The organism is Aquibium carbonis, assembly GCF_003970795.1.
In the GTDB taxonomy this organism is placed as follows: Bacteria; Pseudomonadota; Alphaproteobacteria; order Rhizobiales; family Rhizobiaceae; genus Aquibium; species Aquibium carbonis.
Genome location: NZ_RWKW01000081.1, coordinates 1 through 18,274 on the forward strand (window position 1 = coordinate 1; position 18,274 = coordinate 18,274).

Sequence of the window (18,274 nt, forward strand, 5' to 3'; positions counted from 1 at the left end):
GTCGTGTCGCAACAACAACCTCCCATCCAAGCCTCGGACGGACAACCTCCATAGCAACGACACCTAGAGCGAGGCCATGCTTGACGCCCCAAGCGGACCAGTCGTCGACGACCGACCGTGCCCGTAAGCAGGACGCCGGTGTCCTCCGTGAGGCAGGCGTCGCGAACCACCACGTCCAGCGCTGGACCGGCTTCAGGGGTGACGTTCGTCGATCCGGACGCGTCTTGACCCGAGAGTGGGCAGCGGACGCGATTTCTCGGGTTGGTCCGCTAGGCATTTCCCTTCAGACAAGAAATCGGGCCCGACCTCCTGCGAGGTCGGGCCCGTTTCGCGCGAGACGAACAGGAGGGGCCGGTCGTCCCGGCTCCGGCGCGGCGGCACCATCCGCCATCGCGCCAGTCTTGGCGTCGGGCCGTGGACGACGGCCCGACTTTTCCGTCAACCGGGGGCGAGGCCGTGCTTAACGCCCCAGGCGAACCAGTCGTCGACAACCGTACCGGTGAGCAGGATGCCGATGCCGCCGGTGAGGGGGCAGAGCACCGCGAACCACCAGGCCCAGCGATGGATCGATTCCATCGTGGCGTTGAAGCCCATGGTCCAGCGCCAGAACAGCGCTGCGCGTTCGGAGGCCGTCCCGCGATCGACGATCTGTTCGATCTCGCGCTCGCCACCGAGGCGGCTGACTGCGAGGATGGTGGCGCCATGCATGGCAAACAGCACCGCTGCGCCATAGAGGAAGGCGATCGAGAGTGCATGGAACGGATTGTAGAACAGATTGCCGTAGGTGAGCGAAAAGTTGTTCGTCCAATCGAGATGCGGGAAGATGCCGAAGGGCACGCCTTCGCTCCAGGATCCCATCAGCAGCGGCCGGATGAAGCCCAGTACAAGGTAGAGCCAGATCGCCGATGCGAAAGCCCAGGGGATGTGGGTGCCCATGCCCAGTGCCCGGGCGCGACGATACATGCGCGCCCACCACAACAGTATGGCGGCGGTCAGGAAGAATCCTGCCATCAACCACCAACCGCCTTCCTTCAGCGGCGGCAGGATACGCAATCCGTGCTCGGGCAACGGCGGCTCAAGCGCCAGCCAGAAGAACTGCTTGATGAACTCCTGGGGACTCCAGTTCACCTGGGCCAGCATGTTGAGGCCGATGATCTCGATGGCGATGAAGCCGCACATCAAGGACGCAAGCCCCAGCCATCCGAGATAGAGGGGACCGATCTGCGCGTCGCCGATCTTTCCTAGCAGACTGCTGGACCACGTATCCGTTCCCCGGTTCCACACGCCGGCCGGGATGGGGACGCCCAGATCGGGCCCGCCACGGACCTGGACACGGCTGAAGATGTTCTGGTTCTCGATCATGTTGACCTCCCTCAGCTCCACACCGGAATTTGACGCCACCACTCCCACCACTCCGACCACGCATCGGTCCACAACGGTCCGGAAATGATCATGCAGACCGCGCTCCAGAATGAGGCTGAGATGGCCAGGAACACCCCGAGACGATGAATGCCCAAGGTCCCGATCGAATAGCCGATCGTGTCGCGGAAGTAGGTGTTCTCATGCTCGGCAGTCTTGACGGTCTGCCCTTTTTTCGGGTTCGTCGCCGAGAGAATGAGGCCGCCATGCAGCGCGAGCGCCAAGCAATTCGTGAAGAAGAAGGTGATCGCCACCATATGCGCTGGATTGTAGTGGAAGTTTCCGTACGAATATCCAGTGTTCGATACCCAGTCGAGATGGGTAAAGATGCCGTAGGGAAACGCATGCGACCAGGCACCCATCAGGATCGGACGCGCGATTACAAGCGTCACGTAGGCGAGGATCGCGAAGGCGAAGGCGAAAGGCACATGCAAGCCCATGCCGAGCTTGCGGGCAATCTCGGCCTGGCGCAGCGCCCATGAGCAGAAAGCTGCCGTGGCGCAGATGGTGATCACCTGCCAAAGCCCACCTTCTTTGAGGGGGGCAAAGCCGAGGCCGTATTCCTCCGCGGGCGGATTAATGGAAATCTGCCAGATGTTCCATGTCGGCCCGAGGGCTGCGCCGTAGGCGATGAGCGCCACCCCGAGCGCGGTGAAGAAAATGGTCGTGACCCCGAAGAAGCCTACGTAGAAGGGTCCAACCCAAAAATCGAATAGGTCGCCGCCGAGGAGGGTTCCGCCCCTGACCCGGTACTTGCGTTCAAAACTCAGCATTGCCATCGCGAGCCTCCCCCATCAGGGCGCAGATTGCGCGGCGCGGACGGCGCCGCCGAAAGGATCGGCGCGGGCGGCACGGAAGCCGCCCGCGTCATTCTTGGTCCGTCTCGACAATTCCTTGTCAGGCGTTGTCGACAACCAGTTCCACCGTGGCGGCGGAAGCCGCGGCACGCGGACCCTCCAGCCAGTTGAAGCGGTCGGTGCTGAGCAGGATGAAATGAATCACCAGCGCCAGCACGAACAGAAACGTGAAAAGTGCGACCAGCGACCTGCGCGGATCGAACAGCAACCAGATTCTCCACATCGGTTCTTCCCCCTTATGCGACGAGCGAGAGGAGGGCACTCGTGATCGGCTGTATGCCGTCCTCGAGCGATGCGTAGCCTTGCGGACCGGGAAGCCACGGCCGCCACATCCATGCCAGGATGTGGGCGATGACCGCGACGATCACGAACCCGATAAAGCTACTCATGAACACGGAGTGGAATTCCCTGGCTTCCGCCTCGGACAGTCCCGACAGGGACCCATCAGTTGCAGCCATGGCTACCTCCTTCGGTTCGGCCTTTCGGCCATGTGCCGCCCGGAGCATCCGGGCGGCGGCTTTGCCGTCGGCCCGCGGGCCGCCGGCGTCCTCCAGCCGGTTGCCCGGCCGGAAGCTCGGTCGTTCACCGGAAGGCGAACGGAATGCAGGATGCTGTCGCTGCCCGGGCGGCGGAAAAGACATTGCGACGCGGTGTGGGGCCGGCGTCGACCAGCCCGAACAGCGCCAGGGCGCGTTGGACGATCATCGCGGCGAGGAACAGCGGATAGGCCGCCACGCAGATCAGCCGATATTCGCGCTGTTCGGCGCGACGGCGATCGCGGTGTGGATGGCTGCCATTCATCTCGATGCTTGCCATGCTGCTTCTCCCATTGTTGTCCGTCGCTCATGCCGGCTCGAAGGCGTCGGCCAGTGCGGACTTGATCCGCTCGGTGGTCACGCGATGTTCGCCGGCAAGGCGGGCGGATTGCTCGGTGCGGTCGCGAAGCCGCTTGGCGGCGGAAATCCGCACCAGCACCGGATAGTTCTCGACGGCCCGGTCGAGCGCGACGCGCGCCGCCTCGTCCCAGGCGAGTTCGCGATGGAGACGCGACGGCGTCGCCTCGACGCGATCAAGGTCGGATGCCAACGGCAGGATCCGGAACAGCGCATCGAACAGCGCGTTGCAGACCTCCTGAATGATGTATGTTGCGCCCGAGTATCCCATGAAGGGCGTGCCCGTGTGCCGGCGGATGATCGCGCCCGGAAACGAGGCGGGAATATAGGACGAGCGACCACCGGCTTCGGCCGCATACATGCGCTCGTTGAAGGATCCGAACAGCACCAGTGGCTGCTTGGTCCGGATCAGTGCCCGCACCGCCTCGTTGTCGGGCTTCTCGCCGGGCCGCCTGGCGACCGCGAATGCGCAGGGAAAACCGAGATCGGCTTCGAGGAAATGCCTGATGCCGCGCGCATGGGTTTCGGAGGCGACGATGCCGAAGCTCGCGGTGGCGAAGAAGTCCTGCGTCACCGAGCGCCAGAGATCCCAGGCGGGCTTGAGCGTCGTCATCTTCTCGCGCTCGATGAAGGGTTCCGGGTCGAGGCCGGTCAGCTCGCCGAGCTTGCGCAGAAATGCCGTGGTGGAGTGCAGCCCGACGGGAGCCTGCAGGTAAGGTTTGTCCAGTGCTTCGCAGAGCTTGCGGCCGAACTCGCGGTAGAGGCAGACGTTGACGTCAGCAGCCGCCAGCTTTGGTGTTTCCGAAATGTCGGTTCCGAGCGGATAGATGAGGTTGATCTCGCAGCCAATGCCTTCGACGAGGCGCCTGATTTCGGCGAGGTCGGACGGCATGTTGAAGGCGCCGTAGATCGGTCCGATGATGTTGACCCGGGGCTTTGCGCCTTCCCGCTTCGCGGGTGCCTTCCTGACCTTCTTCGGGCCGAACTCCTTCCAGAGCCACAGGAGGGCGCGGTCGGCGCTCTGCCACTGGTCCTCGTCGATCGTACGCGGCAGGAAGCGCATGATGCGCGTGCCTTCGGGGGTGACGCCGCCGCCGATCATCTCGGAGATCGATCCGGTGACGACGACCGCCGGCTTTGCGGGATCGAGCGTGCCGTGGGCGCGCTTCATCGCCTGTTCGGTGCCGGTCTGACCGAGTTCTTCCTCGCCGAGCCCGGTCACGACGATCGGCAGTTCGTGCGGGGGCAGAGCATCGGTGTAGTGCAGAACGGCGGTCACCGGCAGGTTTTCGCAGCCGACGGGACCGTCAATGATGACCTGCAAGCCCTTGATGGCGCTGAAGACGTAGACGGAGCCCCAGTAGCCGCCGGCGCGGTCGTGATCGGCGATCAGCATCAGAAATCCTCCATCGTGACGGAGGCTTTCGCGGCGACCAGCGACCTGGCCGCGACGGGCTTTTCCTTTGGAGGCAGATGGCCGGCGTCGGGCCAGATGCCGGCGCGATGCCCCTCGCCGACGCCGTCGAAGAAGGCCGACATGCGCTGGAAGCGACCCGTGTTGGACACCGCCGCGTTGATGACGGCCGCCAAGGAGCCGGCGCCGGCCGGTCCCATCAGGGGGCGGGCCGAGATCAGGTTGGTGAAGTAGAGCGAGGGGAAGGACTTCTGCTTGGCGTGCTGGACGACCGGCGTCGTGCCGATCGCGAGCTCCGGCTCGAAGCCGTCGACCGCGGCGAGGTCGGTCTCCAGCGACGCGCGGAACTCGACATGCACGCCCTCGGCGCGCAGCCATGCGGCGTCCTCGGCGTTCCAGCGTGTCGCCGGGCAGGCGGTGCCGACGTAGCGCAAATCGGCGCCGGATTCCTTGAGCAGGCGGCCGACGATCAGTTCGGATCCCTCGTAGCCCGACAGGGTGATTCGTGCCTTGACCGGCGCGCCGTCGAGGGCCGCCCTGGTAGCGGCGAGGATCGGCGACTTGGCATCGTCGATGCGTGCTCGCGATACGCCGCAGGCGGCGCCGATCGCATCGAGCCAGGCGGCCGTTCCGGCGATGCCCACCGGCGCGGAACCGACGATCGGGCGGCCGGCGGCCTCGAACTCGCGGACCGAGGCGGCGTAGAAGGGATGGATCGCGGCAACCGCCACGCAGTCGAGCGCAGCGTAGAGCTCGCGCCATTCGCGCGTCGGCACGACCGGGCCGGCGGAGAGGCCGAGCGGCTCGAGCATCTGCCCGATGGTGACCGGATCGACCGGGAACATCTCGCCCAGGAGCGCCACCGCCGGCAGTTCCTTGCGTCCGCCGGCAGGCGCCTGCACCGGGCCGGACTGCGCTTCCTTGCGTGCATAGGCCAGCATCGCACCGGCAAGCACGTCCTTGGCTTCCGCGTGGGTCGGCACGCCGAAGCCCGGCACGTCGATGCCGATGATGCGCACGCCGTTGATTTCCTTCGGCAATGCCCGGAGCGGCACGCCAGACGCGGTCGGCACGCAGAGGTTGGTGACCACGATCGCGTCGTAGAGCGCGGGGTCGGCGAGCTTGTGTACAGCGTCGCGGATGTCTTCGTAGAGCTTCCCGGTGACGAGTGTCTCGGAGTTGAACGGCACGTAACCGACCGTGCGCTTGGCGCCGTAGAAATGCGACGTGAAGGTGAGGCCGTAGACGCAGCAGGCCGAGCCGGAGAGGATTGTCGCAGTGCGTCGCATGCGCAGGCCGACGCGCAGCGAGCCGAAGGCGGGACACATGGACTGCGGCTGGTCGTGCGGTCCCTGCGGGTAGTCGGCCTTGAGTCTGGCCATCATGTCGGCATTGCCGGAGGCCATCGCCGATCTCGTCAGTTCGGCCTTGCCGCCATGGCAGCCCTGACCGTCCGCCGAAACACGCGGCGCGACCGGCTCCGGATCGCGGGAGGATGCGACCGGCAGGTTGTCGAGGGCGGTCTCGGTCGAACGGTCATAGACCACTTCCGATCCGGCCGTGTCCGAGGTTCCGTCGAGGCTGTTGCGAGGGCTTTCCATGGCGGGCGCCGCTCAACTCTCGTCGTAGACGATTTCGAGGGACGGGCGCTCAATGACGATGCCGCCGCGCATGTCGGATTGCGACGCAGGCTCGAGGACGACGTTGCGGCCGGTGTCGCTGGCGGAGAACAGGCCGAGCAGCTCGTCCTGCGTGAGCGGGTTGGGTCGCTGCGGCTGGGCCGTGGCCACGTTCTCGGCGAGCTCGGCGAAGAGCGATCCCCATTCGCCGCCGGGATAGCCGACGATCTGGTAGTTGGCGCTCTTCTTGCGGATGTCGTCGTTTGCGGGGATGGATGCCAGGACGGGGATGCCGACCGCCTTGGCGAATTCATGGGCTTCGCCGCTGCCGTCATCCTTGTTGATGACCATGCCGGCTACCCCGACGTTGCCCCCGAGCTTACGAAAGTAGTCGACCGCCGAGCAGACGTTGTTGGCGACGTAGAGGGATTGCAGGTCGTTCGAGCCGACGACGATGACCTTCTGGCACATGTCGCGGGCGATCGGCAGGCCGAAGCCGCCGCACACCACGTCGCCCAGGAAATCGAGCAGCACGTAGTCGAAGCCCCAGTCATGGAAGCCGAGTTTCTCCAACAGTTCGAAACCGTGGATGATGCCGCGACCGCCGCAGCCGCGACCGACCTCCGGCCCGCCGAGCTCCATGGCGAAGACACCGCCGCTCTTGAAGCAGACGTCGCCGATCTGGACGTCCTCGCCAGCGGCCTTCTTCCTGGACGAGGTTTCGATGATGGTGGGGCAGGCGCGACCGCCAAACAAAAGCGAGGTCGTGTCGCTCTTCGGGTCGCAGCCGATCAGTAGGACGCGTTTGCCCTGCTGCGCCATCATGTGGGAGAGGTTGGCGAGCGTGAACGACTTGCCGATGCCGCCCTTGCCGTAGATCGCGATGATCTGCGTTTCTTTCTTCACTTCGCCCGTGTGGACGGGATCCGGCTCGTGAGCCGCTTCCGCGCGTACGGCCTCGACAAGGGCAAGCAGGCCGCCTTCCGGCGTCTTCATGGGAGCGTTCATGCGGCATTTCTCCAGTCGAGCACCATCTTCAGGCAGGATGGATCGCCAAAGGCGGTGTGGTAGGCATGCTCGGCTTCGACTGGTCGTGCGTGGTGAGTGATGATTCCGTCGAGCGAGAGTCGCCCGGTCTCGATCAGGGCCGAGACGGCGTCGAGGTCGCTCGGGCGCCATTCGGCGGCTACGCGGAAACGCGCCTCACGCATGAAGGCCGGCGGAAAGGCGAAGGAGACCCGTTCGGCATAGAAACCACCAAGCGCGATTTCGCCGCCGCGCGAGATCCGCGCCACGAGGCTGTCGAAGATTCCGGCATCGCCCGACAGGTCGAGAATGCGATGGTAATCGCGGCGCGTGTCGGCGTCCGGAGCGATCACGGCATAGGGGAAGTCGCCGGTGCGGCGGGCGGGGTCGGTCTCCCAGACGGTCGGCGTCCGGCCACCGGTTGCCAACACGATGCGGGCGGCAAGCCGTCCGAGCGCGCCGTGTCCGACGATCAATTCCGGCGGGCGGCACTGGTCGGGAGACACCGCGTGCCACGCGGTAGCGGCCAGCGCCAGCAAGACAGCTTCGTCGCCGATGGCTGGCGAGACGGGCAGGGTGCGGCGGCCCGGCACGATGATGCGCGAAGATGCGCCACCAAACAGTCCGCGCACCGGGCCATAGCAATTCGCACCTGGTACGAAGACCCGATCCCCGACGCGTCGCGTCGATTGCGGGCCGGCTTCTGCGACGATCCCGACGGTCTCGTAACCGGGAACCAACGGATAGGCCATTCCTGGGAATTCCGGCATGCGGCCGGTGAAAAGGAGCTTCTCCGTGCCGGTCGAGATGCCGCTGTGCTCGACTTCGACAATCACGTCCTCGTGGTCGGGGTCGGTTAAATCGAGTTCCGCGAGTGCGATGTGCCCGGGGCTCTCGAGAACGACGGCTCTTGACCGCATTTCGTCCTCCTTGCCGCCGGCTTGATCCGGCGATCTGCTATATGTGTCATCTTATATTTACAAGGTAGGATGTCAATTAGAATATACACATGCCAGTTTCAGGCCTGTGCGCTGAGCACCCTGACAAGCAGCGGCGTAGCGGTCGGATGCTCCCGCACCCCACGCATTCCCGCCGCGGCGGCCAGTCGGGCGATCTCGTCGAAGCTGCGCGGGCGCCCCTGCCGCATGGCCAGCAGGTAGAAGCCGAAATAGGCGTGGCCGGCACGCTCCGCGCCGGGCGTCCCCGCCATCGGTTCTGCGACGACCAGCGTGCCACCCGGCGGCAATGCGGCTCGCGCTACCTTGAGAATCGCGAGCGCGTTCGCGTCGTCATGGTCGTGCAGCACCCGGTTCAACGTGATGATGTCGGCGCCATGCGGCAGTGCTTCGCAAAGGACGTTAACCCCATGCAGACGAACTCGGGCTGCGAGCCCCTGGGCGGCGAGCCTTTCGCGAGCCAGCGCGACGACGTCGGGAAGATCGGCGAGCATGAGGCCGATGCTCGGCTCCCGGGTCGCGACCGCGGCGACGAAGGTGCCGGTGCCGCCGCCGACATCCATCAACCGGTGGTGCCGGGACAAGGGCAGGGCGTCGAGCACCTCTTCCGCGACGAAGGCCTGCGAGGCTTCCATCAGCTTCGAGTATCTGGTCGCCTCGGCGGCATCGGCGGGATCGCGCGCGGCATAGCTCCAGAATCGCGACAGCGACGTCTCGCCATCGCCTGTCAGGAGGCCGATAGGATCGCGCAGGTCGTCATAGAGGAGCCGATGGTGCTCGATCATCGCGGTGACGCCGCCATTGCCGACGAGCGCCGCGCCGAGATCGCCCAGCGCCCAGCGTCCATCGCTGCGACGTCGTGCAAGTTTCAGAGCCGCCGCGGCGTTCAGCAGTCTCTCGGCGCGATCAGGGGAAAGCTGTGTCCGTGCGGCAACCTCTTGCAGATCGCGGGGCGCGGCGTGCAGATAGTCCGGGAGGCGCAATTGTACGAAGGCGGCGAGCACCTGTGAGTAGACAAAGCCGGCCGTGAGGTCGAAGAGCTCGCCGGCCGCGCGCCGCGCGATGAAGCGGGTCGGAAGAAAGCGGGCCGCGAAGCGCCTGAAGCCCGAATCAGCGATCAGGCGAGCTTTCCAGTCCAGGAACCTGTCGCGCAGGCTGGCGCCACGGCCCGGCGGAACGGAGCGGTCGGACGAAGGACGCATCTTTTCATCCGTGCAGGCGAGCGCCGACATCCGGGCTCGGGTATCGCCCGATCGCGCGGGAACGGTCATGCCGCGACTCGCGCTGCCTCCCTCGGCAGGAAGCGAGAGGCCTGCGCGTGGATCTGGGCCTTGAGCGCGGCCTGCCCGGGGCAGTCCGGCACTGATTCCGCGGCCTGTTCGACGAGATCCTTCAGCCGCCGCGCTGCGCCCGCCACGCCGAACTGGTGAACCATGTTCGGCCGCCCGAGCGCTTCGTCCTGGCCGATCGGCTTGCCGATCTCGGCCTCCGTGCAGAGCACGTCGCGGATGTCGTCGGCGACCTGATAGGCTTCGCCGAGGCAGAAGCCGAGCGCGCCCCAGGGTTCCGCCACGTGCCCGGCAGCCGCGGCGCCGGCCATGGAGGCACCCGCGAACAGGGAGCCCGTCTTGGCTCGCTGATAGGCCACGAGATCCGGTGAGGGCTCGCTTTCCCAAGCCTGGCCGGCCACGATTCCGTAGGGTGTGCCGACCGCCCTTGCAACGACAATGGCCAGCGCGGCCGAGCGAAGCGGATCGGCGATTGCCGCCAGCGCCACGGTTTCGAAGGCGAGAACGATCAGCCCGTCTCCGGAAAGCAGCGCGATCTGTTCACCGTAGGCAACATGCACGGACGGCTTTCCGCGACGGGTGCCGGCGTTGTCGAAACAGGGCATGTCGTCGTGAACCAGCGACGCGCAGTGCAGGAGTTCTATCGCCGCAGCGGCAGCAGAGGAAAGGACCGGCTTGTCGTCTCCGCAGGCTGTCGCAATGGACAGGGTCAACCGGGGACGAATGCGCTGGCCGCCGGGGAACACCGCATGTTGCATAGCGGCTGCGATTCTCGGCGGCGCCGCCACCCCGCAGGATCGCGCCAGCGCCAGTCGCAGACTTTCCTCGATCCGGTGCGATGCGTTGTCTTCGGGCATTGCGGCACCTCTCATATGTAACGAATATTGGACTACTTTGCCTGTAAAAAATAGTTTACACAAGGCCATGACGATCGACCTAGTCGCAATTCCGGTTTCATCGCTAACTCCGCGCATCGTCGTGATCGGAGCTGGGGTTGGCGGTCTCGTTTCCGCCATGCTTCTGGCCGCGCGCGGGTGCGACGTCACGGTTCTGGAAAAAGACGCGATGCCGGGCGGCAAGCTGCGCGTCCTGGAGGCGGCGGGACGGCTAGTGGATTCCGGGCCCACCGTCCTGACGATGCGAGGCATCTTCGATCAGGTGTTCGCCATGGCCGGGCAGGAGTTCGCCGCTTCCGTTCCCGTCACTCCCGCCGGCATTCTCGCCAGGCATTGGTGGCCGGATGGGTCGCGGCTCGACCTGCATGCCGATCCCGAACGCACGGCCGATGCGATCGGGACATTCGCGGGTCCGCGAGAGGCGCGGGCCTACAAGGCCTTTTGCGCCCGCACCGCTGAAGTCTTCGACACGCTCGACGCGTCTTTCATGCGCGAGCCCGAACCCGACATGCCGAAGCTCGTCGCGTCGAGCGGGATCGGCGGACTTGCCGCGCTCGCCCGCATTCGCGCCTTTTCATCCCTCTGGCAGGTTGTATCGTCCTACTTTCGCGACGAGCGCCTGCGCCAGCTGTTTGGTCGGTACGCCACATATTGCGGTTCTTCTCCCTTTGTCGCGCCTGGTCCGCTGATGCTGGTCGCCCATGTCGAGCAGGCCGGCGTCTGGATGGTCGTCGGCGGCATGCGCCGGTTGGCCGATGGCCTCGCCGACGGTGCCCGCCGGGCAGGTGCGCGAATACGCTGCGGCGCCGCGGCCAGCGAGATCGTGATGCGCCATGGCGCGCCCTGTGCCGTGCGGCTCGCCGAAGGCGAGGAGATCCCGGCCGAAGCCGTGGTCTTCAACGGCGACCCGGCGGCGCTTGCCGAGGGGCTGCTGGGCGATGCGGCGCGCGGCGCTGTCGCGCCGTTCGCACCAACCGAACGCTCGCTGTCGGCGCTCACCTTGTCCCTGGTCGCCGACGTGGGGTCCTTTCCGCTGATCCGTCACGGCGTGTTTTTCTCGGACGACTACCGCGCCGAGTTCGACGCCATCTTCAAGCGGCGGCATCTGCCCGCCGATTCGACGGTCTATCTTTGCGCGCAGGATCGCGCTGACGACGACGCGTCGCAAGGCCGAACGGAGCGCCTGTTCGCCATCATCAATGCACCGGCCGAGACTGGCGCCGGGCCGCTCGGCAAGGAGGAGATCGCGACATGCATCGAGGCGGCGAAGAAGCGGATGGCGCTTGCGGGCCTGGATTTCTCGGTGGAGGACATGCGCGTGACGACGCCGGCAGCGTTCGGCCAGCTCTTTCCGGCGACCGGCGGAGCTCTCTACGGCCGGGCCTCGCACGGCTGGGCGGCGTCCTTCCAGCGTCCAACGGCGAGGAGCCGCATCAAGGGTCTCTATCTGGCCGGCGGGGCGGTGCATCCGGGACCGGGCTTGCCGATGGCGGCCCTCTCGGGATGGCACGCGGCCGATCTGCTGATCCGCGATTGCGCTTCGACGGCGAGGTCCCGCCCGGCGGCTATGCGTGGTGGTACGTCGATGCGACGAGCGATGACGGGCGCCATGCGCTGACGGTCATTGCCTTCGTCGGAAGCGTCTTTTCCCCCTATTACGCCTGGGCGCGGCAACGCGGTCGCGCCGATCCGATGAACCATGTGGCGATCAACGCCATTCTCTATGGTGCCGGTCCGGGGCGCTGGTCCATGACCGAGAGATCGAAGCAATCCGTCGAGCGTGCGCCCGATCGGTTATCGATCGGGCCGAGCGCGCTGCGCCTTGACGATGAGCGGCTCGTCATCGACATCGACGAGTGGGCCTTTCCGCTGCCGCGCCGCATGATCGGCCGCGTCACGATCGACCCCGGCCCGATCTTTCACGCGGTTCACGATCTCGACGCCGCCGGGCGGCACCGATGGCGACCCGTGGCGCCCCGCGCGCGGATCACAGTCGAGTTCGACGCGCCCTGCCTTTCATGGAGCGGATCGGCCTATGTCGACATGAATGCGGGCGACGAACCGATCGAGAACGCCTTCAGAAGCTGGACCTGGTCGCGAACAGGTGGCGCGAAGGACACGACGATCTTCTACGACCTCGAGCCGCGACATGGCCCGTCCCGATCGCTGGCGCTCGCCTATGGGCAGGACGGGGCGATCGACGCAGTCGAGGAAGAACCGGTTCGGGTCCTGCCCGGCACGTTGTGGCGTGTCCGGCGTTCGCTGCGGTCGAGACGCGAGCCGGTGAACGTGCGCACCTTCGAAGATACGCCCTTCTATACACGCACCGGGTGCCTGGCGGGCCCTTCGGATCGTTTGGAGCCGACGATCAGCGAGAGCGTCGATCTCGACCGTTTCGCTGCACCTTGGGTGCGGATGCTCCTGCCGTTTCGCATGCCGCGCCGCCGGTGACGTCGGCGTCCATTTCTTGTGCGTTGGTCACGGGATCGCCTGTCCAGCGCGCCCGTTCGGCGCGTTCGCGGTCGTAGCGGCGCAGGTTGCGCAATTCACGGACGCCAAAGACCAACGCGAGCCCAAGCACCAAGATCAGTTCGAAGAGGATGATGTAGGCCGAACTCAAGACCGGCGCCCGTGCGTCTCGCGCAGTTCTCCAAGCCTCTCGGCCGGCGACCGCTGGAACGAATGCAGCAGTTCGAGCATGCGAGTCGTGCGCGCCTCGACTTGCCACCACGGCGGCGTCCCTCGGCTTCGAGCGCGCTGCGGTGACGCCATAACCGCCCTGATCATGCCGCGTGCTTCGGGCAAGGCGGGCCAGGCTGAGGGCGACGTATCCGGATAGCGCTGGCTGATCGCTTCGGCAATAAGGGCAAGCTTTCTCGGTCGCGTAACCACGGACCGTCGTGCGACCGGATCGGTGCCATGGACGACACCCCTGCCAATCTCCCGGTAGAGCAGCCGGGCAGCCGCAATTCCCAGACGCCCCGAGGCGGGCAAGGCGGCGATGCCGGCCAGCGCGCTGTCGTAGAGCCGCTCCGCTTCGGAGAGAAGTTCCAATGCCACGGAACGTACGCCGTCGCTGTAGGCCGGCTGTCGAAGGAAGTGCCGCGGATCGACGCCGTGCGCGGCCATCCGTTCGAGCGGCAGATAGAGCCTGCCGGCTGCTGCGTCCTCGCCGATGTCGCGGCAGATGTTGGTGAACTGCATGGCGACGCCGAGATCGCAGGCGCGAGCAAGAACGGCCGGCTGGCGACGATCCATGATCAGGGTCATCATCACGCCGACCGATCCGGCCACGCGCATGGCGTAGGCGCGCAGGTCCGCCACAGTTTCATACCGACGACCCTGCGCGTCCCAGGCGAGCCCTTCGAGCAGTGCGTCAGGGATGGCGCGCGGGATGCCGAAAGCGGCAACGACGTCGGCGAAGGCACGTTCGATGGTGTTTTCGCCCGGATTCCCAGCATAGACCCGGTCGAGCAACTCAGCCATCTCTTCCACCGCGCGGAGACCGCCATCCTCCCTGTCGATCCGGTCGTCCGCCATGCGGCAGAAGGCATAGATCGCATAGGCTGGCTCTCGGAGTTCCACCGGAAGCAGCAGAGAGGCGAGATGGAAGGACTTGGATCCCTGCCGGATGGCATGGCGGCAGGCCGCACAATCGGCGGGGGTGGAATAGAGCCTAGTGAACGAAGGCGCTGGCATGAGGCACGATCCCGTCGAGAATTCTGGCGGAGGACAGGACGCCGGGTAGTCCCGCGCCCGGATGGGTTCCCGCGCCGACCAGGAAGAGGTTGTCCACCGCCTCGCTGCGATTGTGCGGGCGAAACCAGGCGCTTTGCGTCAGCACCGGCTCGAAACCGAAACCCGCGCCGCGCGCCGATAAGTAATCGTCGCGGAAATCGACCGGCGAGATCACGTGTGAGGTGACGATCCGGTGCGATAATCCCGGCAGGATCGTCTCCTCCAGCCGCATTTCGATCGCCTTCCGCCGCCGCTCGGTCTCGATTGACCAGTCGATCGCGGCGTCGAGATTGGGCACGGGCGTCAGCGCGTAGAACGCGTCGCAGCCGCCTGGCGCCACATTCGGATCCGATGCGCTCGGTCGGTGCAGGTAGATCGAGAAGTCCTCGGTCAGCTTCTTGCGCTCGAAAATGTCCTCGATCAGCCCCTTGTAGCGTGGACCCAACAGGATCGTGTGATGGTTGACATCGTCCAGATGCCCTTGCACTCCGAAGTACCAGACAAGAAGCCCCATGGAATGCCGGACGCGAGCCAGACGTCGATCGCTCCAGCGCCGCGGCGCTGCCTTGGCGAGCAGTGTCCCATACGTGGTGGCGGTGTCGGCGTTGGAGATGACGAGGTCCGCCGGGATGCGTTCCCCGGTTGCGAGTCGCACACCGGTCGCATGAGCGTCTTGCGTTTCGATGCATGTCACGTCGGCGCCAACGCGCACCGTGCCGCCAAGCGTAACAACCAACCCGGCCAATCCATCGACCAGCTGGCCGACACCGCCGATCGGGTAATGCACCCCCCAGCGCCGCTCGAGGTCGGGGATAAGGCAGTAGATCGCAGGGGTGCGAAACGGGTTGCCGCCGATGAGCAGGGGGTGGAAGCTGAGCACCGTGCGCAACCTCGGCTCCCGGACGAAGGTCGAGACGAGACCGTGGACGCTGCGCCAGCCCTGCAGGCGGATCAGGTCCGGCGCGATGCGCAGCATGTCGGTGAAGGAGGAGAAGGGCTTGTGACCGAGTTCCTCGAAGCCGATGCGGCAGATCTCGCGCGCCAGAACCATGAAGCGCTCCCATCCGGCGACGTCGTCGGGCGCGATGCGCGCCACCTCGCGCCGCATGGCGTCGGTGTCGCGGAAGCAGTCGACATGGGAGCCGTCGTCGAAACGAATGCGGTAGAAGGGGTCGAGCGGCCGGAGGTCGACGTCGTCGGCCATGCGTTTCCCGGCAAGCGTCCAGAGTTCCTCGAACAGAAACGGCGCCGTCACGATGGTGGGCCCGCGATCGAAGGTGAAGCCGTCCTGCTTGAGAACCGAGGCGCGCCCGCCGATGCGGTCAAGCCGTTCCAGGACCGTGACGCGAAAGCCGCGCGCGCCGAGCCGAATGGCGGCCGCGAGCCCGCCGAAACCAGAGCCGATGACGACCGCATGGGGTCTTCGATCGGACGGTTCGACGGGGCGGTTCAGATCGGGGCGTGTCAACATAAGTGGACACTACGGCATGTCCCGCAGAATGACAAAGGGAATCGTCAGAGAATGCCGTGACCGGTCGCGACCCGGACAAGGAGTGCCGCGAACTCGCCCGGAACCTCTTCATGGGCCAGATGTCCGCCGCGGGGCAGGCGCAGCGTCTCGCCATTTCGCACCATCATGGCGAACTCCGTCGCATCCGATGGCGGCACCGCCTTGTCGCCAGCTGCGGCGACAAAGAGCAATGTCGTTTCAAGGCGCCGCAGCCGGTCCGGCATGTCGTCGAGGTTCCACGATGCCATCATGCCCAACGTCGCCTCGACGTGACCGGACGACTGGAACAGCCTCTCGTAGAGAGCGACCCCGCGGACATCGATTCGCGAGCCGGTGTTTTCCAGCAGGCGCAACGTGGCGCCAGGCGCGCGTGCCCGCCACGAAAACAGGCGCGGCGCAAGCGGGTTCAGAAACAACAGCTTGGCGAGCGGCGAGAAGAGCCCGGCGCGCCGAATGGGCTTCAGCGCGCCGTTGATCGAAACGATCAGGCCGGGCGAGCAAAGCGAGTCGATGGCCATCTGGGCGGCGATGGCCGCGCCTGCCGAATGGCCGACCACGATCGCCGGCTCGATCTGCAACTCCGCCAGGAGGGCAGCCACGCGAACGGCCATTCCGCGCAGGGACAGCCCGGCGGGCGGCGGCATCGCGGTGAACCCATGCCCCGGCAGGTCGGGGGCCACCACGGTGAAATTCTCCGCCAGAAGGGGCAGGAGATCGCGCCAGCTGTGGGTGGCGGAGCCAGTTCCATGAAGAAGGAGGAGAGCCGGACCTTCGCCCATGATCTGGACATGCCAGCGCATGCGCGCAGCCGACACGAAGCGGCTTGCCGTGCGGTTCGGCCAGTCGCGACCCTCCCGGTTCCAGTCCGGCCGGTCCATCAAGGCGATCCTTCAGCCGGCGAGCCGCCCGGCAAGCGTCCGAGAGATGCCCCTTCCGTCACCCCGGGGCAACGGCTGATACTCCGCCCCAAGGCGTCCGGCAAGCGCGGCGAGCGCCGGTTGCGGGCGGGCGGCGGTGTCGATGACGAGGCTCCGGAGGTTGCGGGAACGGAAGCGCAAAGCCGCGCGCTCGGCATCTTCCAATGCTCCGGCCCGACCAGGAACCCCTCCGAAGCCGATATTGGGGCGCCCGTCGGTGAGAAACACCGTCAATGCCTGGCGCCCTGCGCGTCCGACACCCTCGGCCACCGTCGCGGCTGCGAGGATCGCGTCGGCGAGCGGCGTGCCGCCGCCGCCCGGCAGGCCCGCGAGGGCTCGCTTCGCCCTGACGAGGGAGCGGGTCGGGCGCAGGATGATTTCGGCGCCGGAACCGCGAAAGGCGATCAGGGCCACCTCGTCGCGGCGCCGGTAGCTTTCTGCGAGAAGAAGTTCGACGGCGCCCTTCGCTTCGGCCAGCCGGGCTGCGGCGGCCGATCCCGAGGCGTCGACCACGAAGAGGACCGTCGTGCCCTGCGGTTCGCGTCGCCTCAGGTAGCGGAAATCGGACGCGAGCACGCGGATGACGCCATGCTCGGCCGGCGCGCCTTCGCCTGTCGCCGCTCGTGCGTCCAGCGCGGTCTTCCGCCGGATGGCCTGCCAAGGGACGGCGGCCCTGAGCGTTGCCAGGACGTTGGGCCGCGCGCCGGGAAAGGGCGCTCGCGGCGTGTTGCCCACGACGGGACCACGTCGGCCAGCGTTCGCGGCCGCCCCCGCGCCACTGCTGCGACCACGCTGTGCGCCGCGCGTGCCGGTGGCGGCCTCGAGCAGCCCCGGCGGCAAGAGCGCGATCGCGGCTTCCAGCACGACATCCGCCAGCGCGCCGTCGCTTGCCGTCTCTTCTTCAGGCTTTTGTTCGTTTCCCGGCTCCGGTTCCGGCTCCGGCGGCGGCGGCGGCGGCTCCGGTTGCGGCTGGTGCTGCAAGGCGTCCGCGATCTCGTCGACGCCAAGCACGAGGGGAAGCGCGCGCGCCGCGTCTTCGGGCTCGATCAGGCTAGAACCGCGCAGAGCTGCGCAAGCTCTTGCGGCGTAAAACAGGAACAGGGTGCGTCGCGGGGAAACGCGCGATGTGAGTTGGGCAAAGGCCTCAAACATGTCGTCGCCGACCTCGACCGCGTGGAGCCGTTCACGGGCAAGGTTCACGCTTTCGATGCAGGTCTCATCCGGGGGGGCAGGCAAGCGCGACAGGAATGAGAGGTCGACGACGAGCCCAAGTCGATCCGCAAGGGCCGGGGAGATCGTTTCGCCAGGGTCTGCGCCCTCGTCGAGCGCGAAGAAGACGAAGCGTGCCGGCAGGCTGGTCGAGAAACCGTCCCGCTCGATCCTGACCGCGCCAGCCTCGATCGCACTGCAAATGACGGCTGTCTGCGCGCGCTCCAATCGCTCGGCCATCGCGGCGACGAGCAGCCCGCCATGAGCGGCGGCGAGCAGACCGGTGTCGAGAATCGGGCGTCCGCTGCTGAGGGTCGCGGCGACATCGATGCCACCGGCGAGCCGGGCGGAATCACAGCCGGCCGGCAGACGTCGCCGAGGCGCGCCTTCGGGGAAGAGGGAGGTTGCGAACGCAAGCCAGCGATCACGCGCCGGGCCTGCCCGCGCCCGCACATGCACACCCTTGAGGCCTCCAGGATCGATCGCCAGCACCATTCCAGCGAGACTTGCGGCGGCCCACGGATCGCCACC

The 18,274-nt window shown here is 66.5% G+C and carries 17 protein-coding genes; 2 read left to right on the forward strand and 15 right to left on the reverse strand.

Going from position 1 to position 18,274, the window contains the following annotated elements:
- Positions 1-438 precede the first annotated feature (438 nt).
- From pufM to EJC49_RS19430, 11 genes are all read right to left on the reverse strand, one after another.
- Positions 439-1,362: a photosynthetic reaction center subunit M gene (gene pufM / locus EJC49_RS19380; RefSeq protein ID WP_126701588.1), complete on the reverse strand. Its 924-nt coding sequence runs from the start codon at positions 1,360-1,362 to the stop codon at positions 439-441.
- Between the two features lie 11 nt (positions 1,363-1,373).
- On the reverse strand, positions 1,374-2,198 hold the full coding sequence (gene pufL, locus EJC49_RS19385; protein WP_126701589.1) for a photosynthetic reaction center subunit L: 825 nt from the start codon (positions 2,196-2,198) through the stop codon (positions 1,374-1,376).
- A gap of 118 nt (positions 2,199-2,316) precedes the next feature.
- Positions 2,317-2,499, reverse strand: a complete 183-nt coding sequence (pufA, locus tag EJC49_RS19390; protein ID WP_126701590.1) for a light-harvesting antenna LH1, alpha subunit — start codon at positions 2,497-2,499, stop codon at positions 2,317-2,319.
- 13 nt (positions 2,500-2,512) lie between these two features.
- Positions 2,513-2,734 (reverse strand): light-harvesting antenna LH1, beta subunit, encoded by a 222-nt coding sequence (gene pufB / locus EJC49_RS19395; RefSeq protein ID WP_126701591.1) that lies wholly within the window; start codon positions 2,732-2,734, stop codon positions 2,513-2,515.
- 124 nt (positions 2,735-2,858) lie between these two features.
- The gene (locus tag EJC49_RS19400) at positions 2,859-3,092 is read right to left on the reverse strand and encodes a hypothetical protein (protein WP_245453480.1); all 234 of its coding nucleotides are present in this window, start codon (positions 3,090-3,092) and stop codon (positions 2,859-2,861) included.
- 27 nt (positions 3,093-3,119) lie between these two features.
- A complete protein-coding gene (bchZ, locus tag EJC49_RS19405; RefSeq protein WP_126701592.1) occupies positions 3,120-4,565 on the reverse strand; it encodes a chlorophyllide a reductase subunit Z in 1,446 nt (481 codons plus the stop codon).
- A complete protein-coding gene (gene bchY, locus EJC49_RS19410) occupies positions 4,565-6,184 on the reverse strand; it encodes a chlorophyllide a reductase subunit Y (protein ID WP_126701593.1) in 1,620 nt (539 codons plus the stop codon). Before bchY ends, bchZ begins: the two co-directional genes overlap by 1 nt.
- Positions 6,185-6,196: 12 nt before the next feature.
- Positions 6,197-7,210 (reverse strand): chlorophyllide a reductase iron protein subunit X, encoded by a 1,014-nt coding sequence (locus EJC49_RS19415; RefSeq protein WP_170314794.1) that lies wholly within the window; start codon positions 7,208-7,210, stop codon positions 6,197-6,199.
- Positions 7,207-8,148 (reverse strand): chlorophyll synthesis pathway protein BchC, encoded by a 942-nt coding sequence (bchC, locus tag EJC49_RS19420; protein WP_126701594.1) that lies wholly within the window; start codon positions 8,146-8,148, stop codon positions 7,207-7,209. The genes EJC49_RS19415 and bchC overlap by 4 nt, the downstream gene beginning before the upstream one ends.
- A gap of 98 nt (positions 8,149-8,246) precedes the next feature.
- On the reverse strand, positions 8,247-9,386 hold the full coding sequence (locus EJC49_RS19425; protein ID WP_126701595.1) for a methyltransferase: 1,140 nt from the start codon (positions 9,384-9,386) through the stop codon (positions 8,247-8,249).
- Positions 9,387-9,451: 65 nt separating this feature from the next.
- Complete coding sequence (locus EJC49_RS19430) at positions 9,452-10,330, reverse strand: polyprenyl synthetase family protein (protein ID WP_126701596.1); 879 nt, start codon at positions 10,328-10,330, stop codon at positions 9,452-9,454.
- Positions 10,331-10,487: 157 nt separating this feature from the next.
- Here EJC49_RS19430 and crtD point away from each other — a divergent pair, with 157 nt between their 5' ends.
- Both crtD and EJC49_RS19440 read left to right on the forward strand, forming a co-directional pair.
- Entirely contained in the window at positions 10,488-11,987 is a 1,500-nt protein-coding gene (gene crtD, locus EJC49_RS19435; protein ID WP_342635365.1) for a 1-hydroxycarotenoid 3,4-desaturase CrtD, read from the forward strand.
- Positions 11,903-12,820 (forward strand): carotenoid 1,2-hydratase, encoded by a 918-nt coding sequence (locus EJC49_RS19440; RefSeq protein ID WP_245453481.1) that lies wholly within the window; start codon positions 11,903-11,905, stop codon positions 12,818-12,820. Before crtD ends, EJC49_RS19440 begins: the two co-directional genes overlap by 85 nt.
- A 165-nt stretch (positions 12,821-12,985) precedes the next feature.
- Here the strand turns inward: EJC49_RS19440 and EJC49_RS19445 are convergent, their stop codons facing one another.
- Genes EJC49_RS19445 through EJC49_RS19460 form a run of 4 tightly spaced genes read right to left on the reverse strand, consistent with a single transcriptional unit; the run spans position 12,986 to position 18,238 of the window.
- A complete protein-coding gene (locus EJC49_RS19445; protein WP_126701599.1) occupies positions 12,986-14,068 on the reverse strand; it encodes a phytoene/squalene synthase family protein in 1,083 nt (360 codons plus the stop codon).
- Positions 14,046-15,578 carry a phytoene desaturase gene (locus EJC49_RS19450; protein ID WP_126701600.1) on the reverse strand — a complete coding sequence of 511 codons (1,533 nt, stop codon included), beginning with the start codon at positions 15,576-15,578 and terminating at the stop codon, positions 14,046-14,048. Before EJC49_RS19450 ends, EJC49_RS19445 begins: the two co-directional genes overlap by 23 nt.
- A gap of 44 nt (positions 15,579-15,622) precedes the next feature.
- Positions 15,623-16,495 carry an alpha/beta fold hydrolase BchO gene (gene bchO, locus EJC49_RS19455; protein ID WP_126701601.1) on the reverse strand — a complete coding sequence of 291 codons (873 nt, stop codon included), beginning with the start codon at positions 16,493-16,495 and terminating at the stop codon, positions 15,623-15,625.
- 12 nt (positions 16,496-16,507) lie between these two features.
- Complete coding sequence (locus EJC49_RS19460) at positions 16,508-18,238, reverse strand: VWA domain-containing protein (RefSeq protein ID WP_170314796.1); 1,731 nt, start codon at positions 18,236-18,238, stop codon at positions 16,508-16,510.
- Positions 18,239-18,274: the final 36 nt, after the last annotated feature.

Coding starts and splice junctions, on each gene's coding strand:
- bchY (WP_126701593.1), bottom strand. CDS start 6,184: ATGGAAAGCCCTCGCAACAGCCTCGACGGAACCTCGGACACGGCCGGA.
- pufA (WP_126701590.1), bottom strand. CDS start 2,499: ATGTGGAGAATCTGGTTGCTGTTCGATCCGCGCAGGTCGCTGGTCGCA.
- crtD (WP_342635365.1), top strand. CDS start 10,488: ATGCTTCTGGCCGCGCGCGGGTGCGACGTCACGGTTCTGGAAAAAGAC.
- EJC49_RS19400 (WP_245453480.1), bottom strand. CDS start 3,092: ATGGCAAGCATCGAGATGAATGGCAGCCATCCACACCGCGATCGCCGT.
- pufM (WP_126701588.1), bottom strand. CDS start 1,362: ATGATCGAGAACCAGAACATCTTCAGCCGTGTCCAGGTCCGTGGCGGG.
- EJC49_RS19450 (WP_126701600.1), bottom strand. CDS start 15,578: ATGTTGACACGCCCCGATCTGAACCGCCCCGTCGAACCGTCCGATCGA.
- pufB (WP_126701591.1), bottom strand. CDS start 2,734: ATGGCTGCAACTGATGGGTCCCTGTCGGGACTGTCCGAGGCGGAAGCC.
- EJC49_RS19460 (WP_170314796.1), bottom strand. CDS start 18,238: ATGGTGCTGGCGATCGATCCTGGAGGCCTCAAGGGTGTGCATGTGCGG.
- EJC49_RS19430 (WP_126701596.1), bottom strand. CDS start 10,330: ATGCCCGAAGACAACGCATCGCACCGGATCGAGGAAAGTCTGCGACTG.
- EJC49_RS19415 (WP_170314794.1), bottom strand. CDS start 7,210: ATGAACGCTCCCATGAAGACGCCGGAAGGCGGCCTGCTTGCCCTTGTC.
- bchO (WP_126701601.1), bottom strand. CDS start 16,495: ATGGACCGGCCGGACTGGAACCGGGAGGGTCGCGACTGGCCGAACCGC.
- EJC49_RS19445 (WP_126701599.1), bottom strand. CDS start 14,068: ATGCCAGCGCCTTCGTTCACTAGGCTCTATTCCACCCCCGCCGATTGT.
- pufL (WP_126701589.1), bottom strand. CDS start 2,198: ATGGCAATGCTGAGTTTTGAACGCAAGTACCGGGTCAGGGGCGGAACC.
- bchC (WP_126701594.1), bottom strand. CDS start 8,148: ATGCGGTCAAGAGCCGTCGTTCTCGAGAGCCCCGGGCACATCGCACTC.
- EJC49_RS19425 (WP_126701595.1), bottom strand. CDS start 9,386: ATGCGTCCTTCGTCCGACCGCTCCGTTCCGCCGGGCCGTGGCGCCAGC.
- bchZ (WP_126701592.1), bottom strand. CDS start 4,565: ATGCTGATCGCCGATCACGACCGCGCCGGCGGCTACTGGGGCTCCGTC.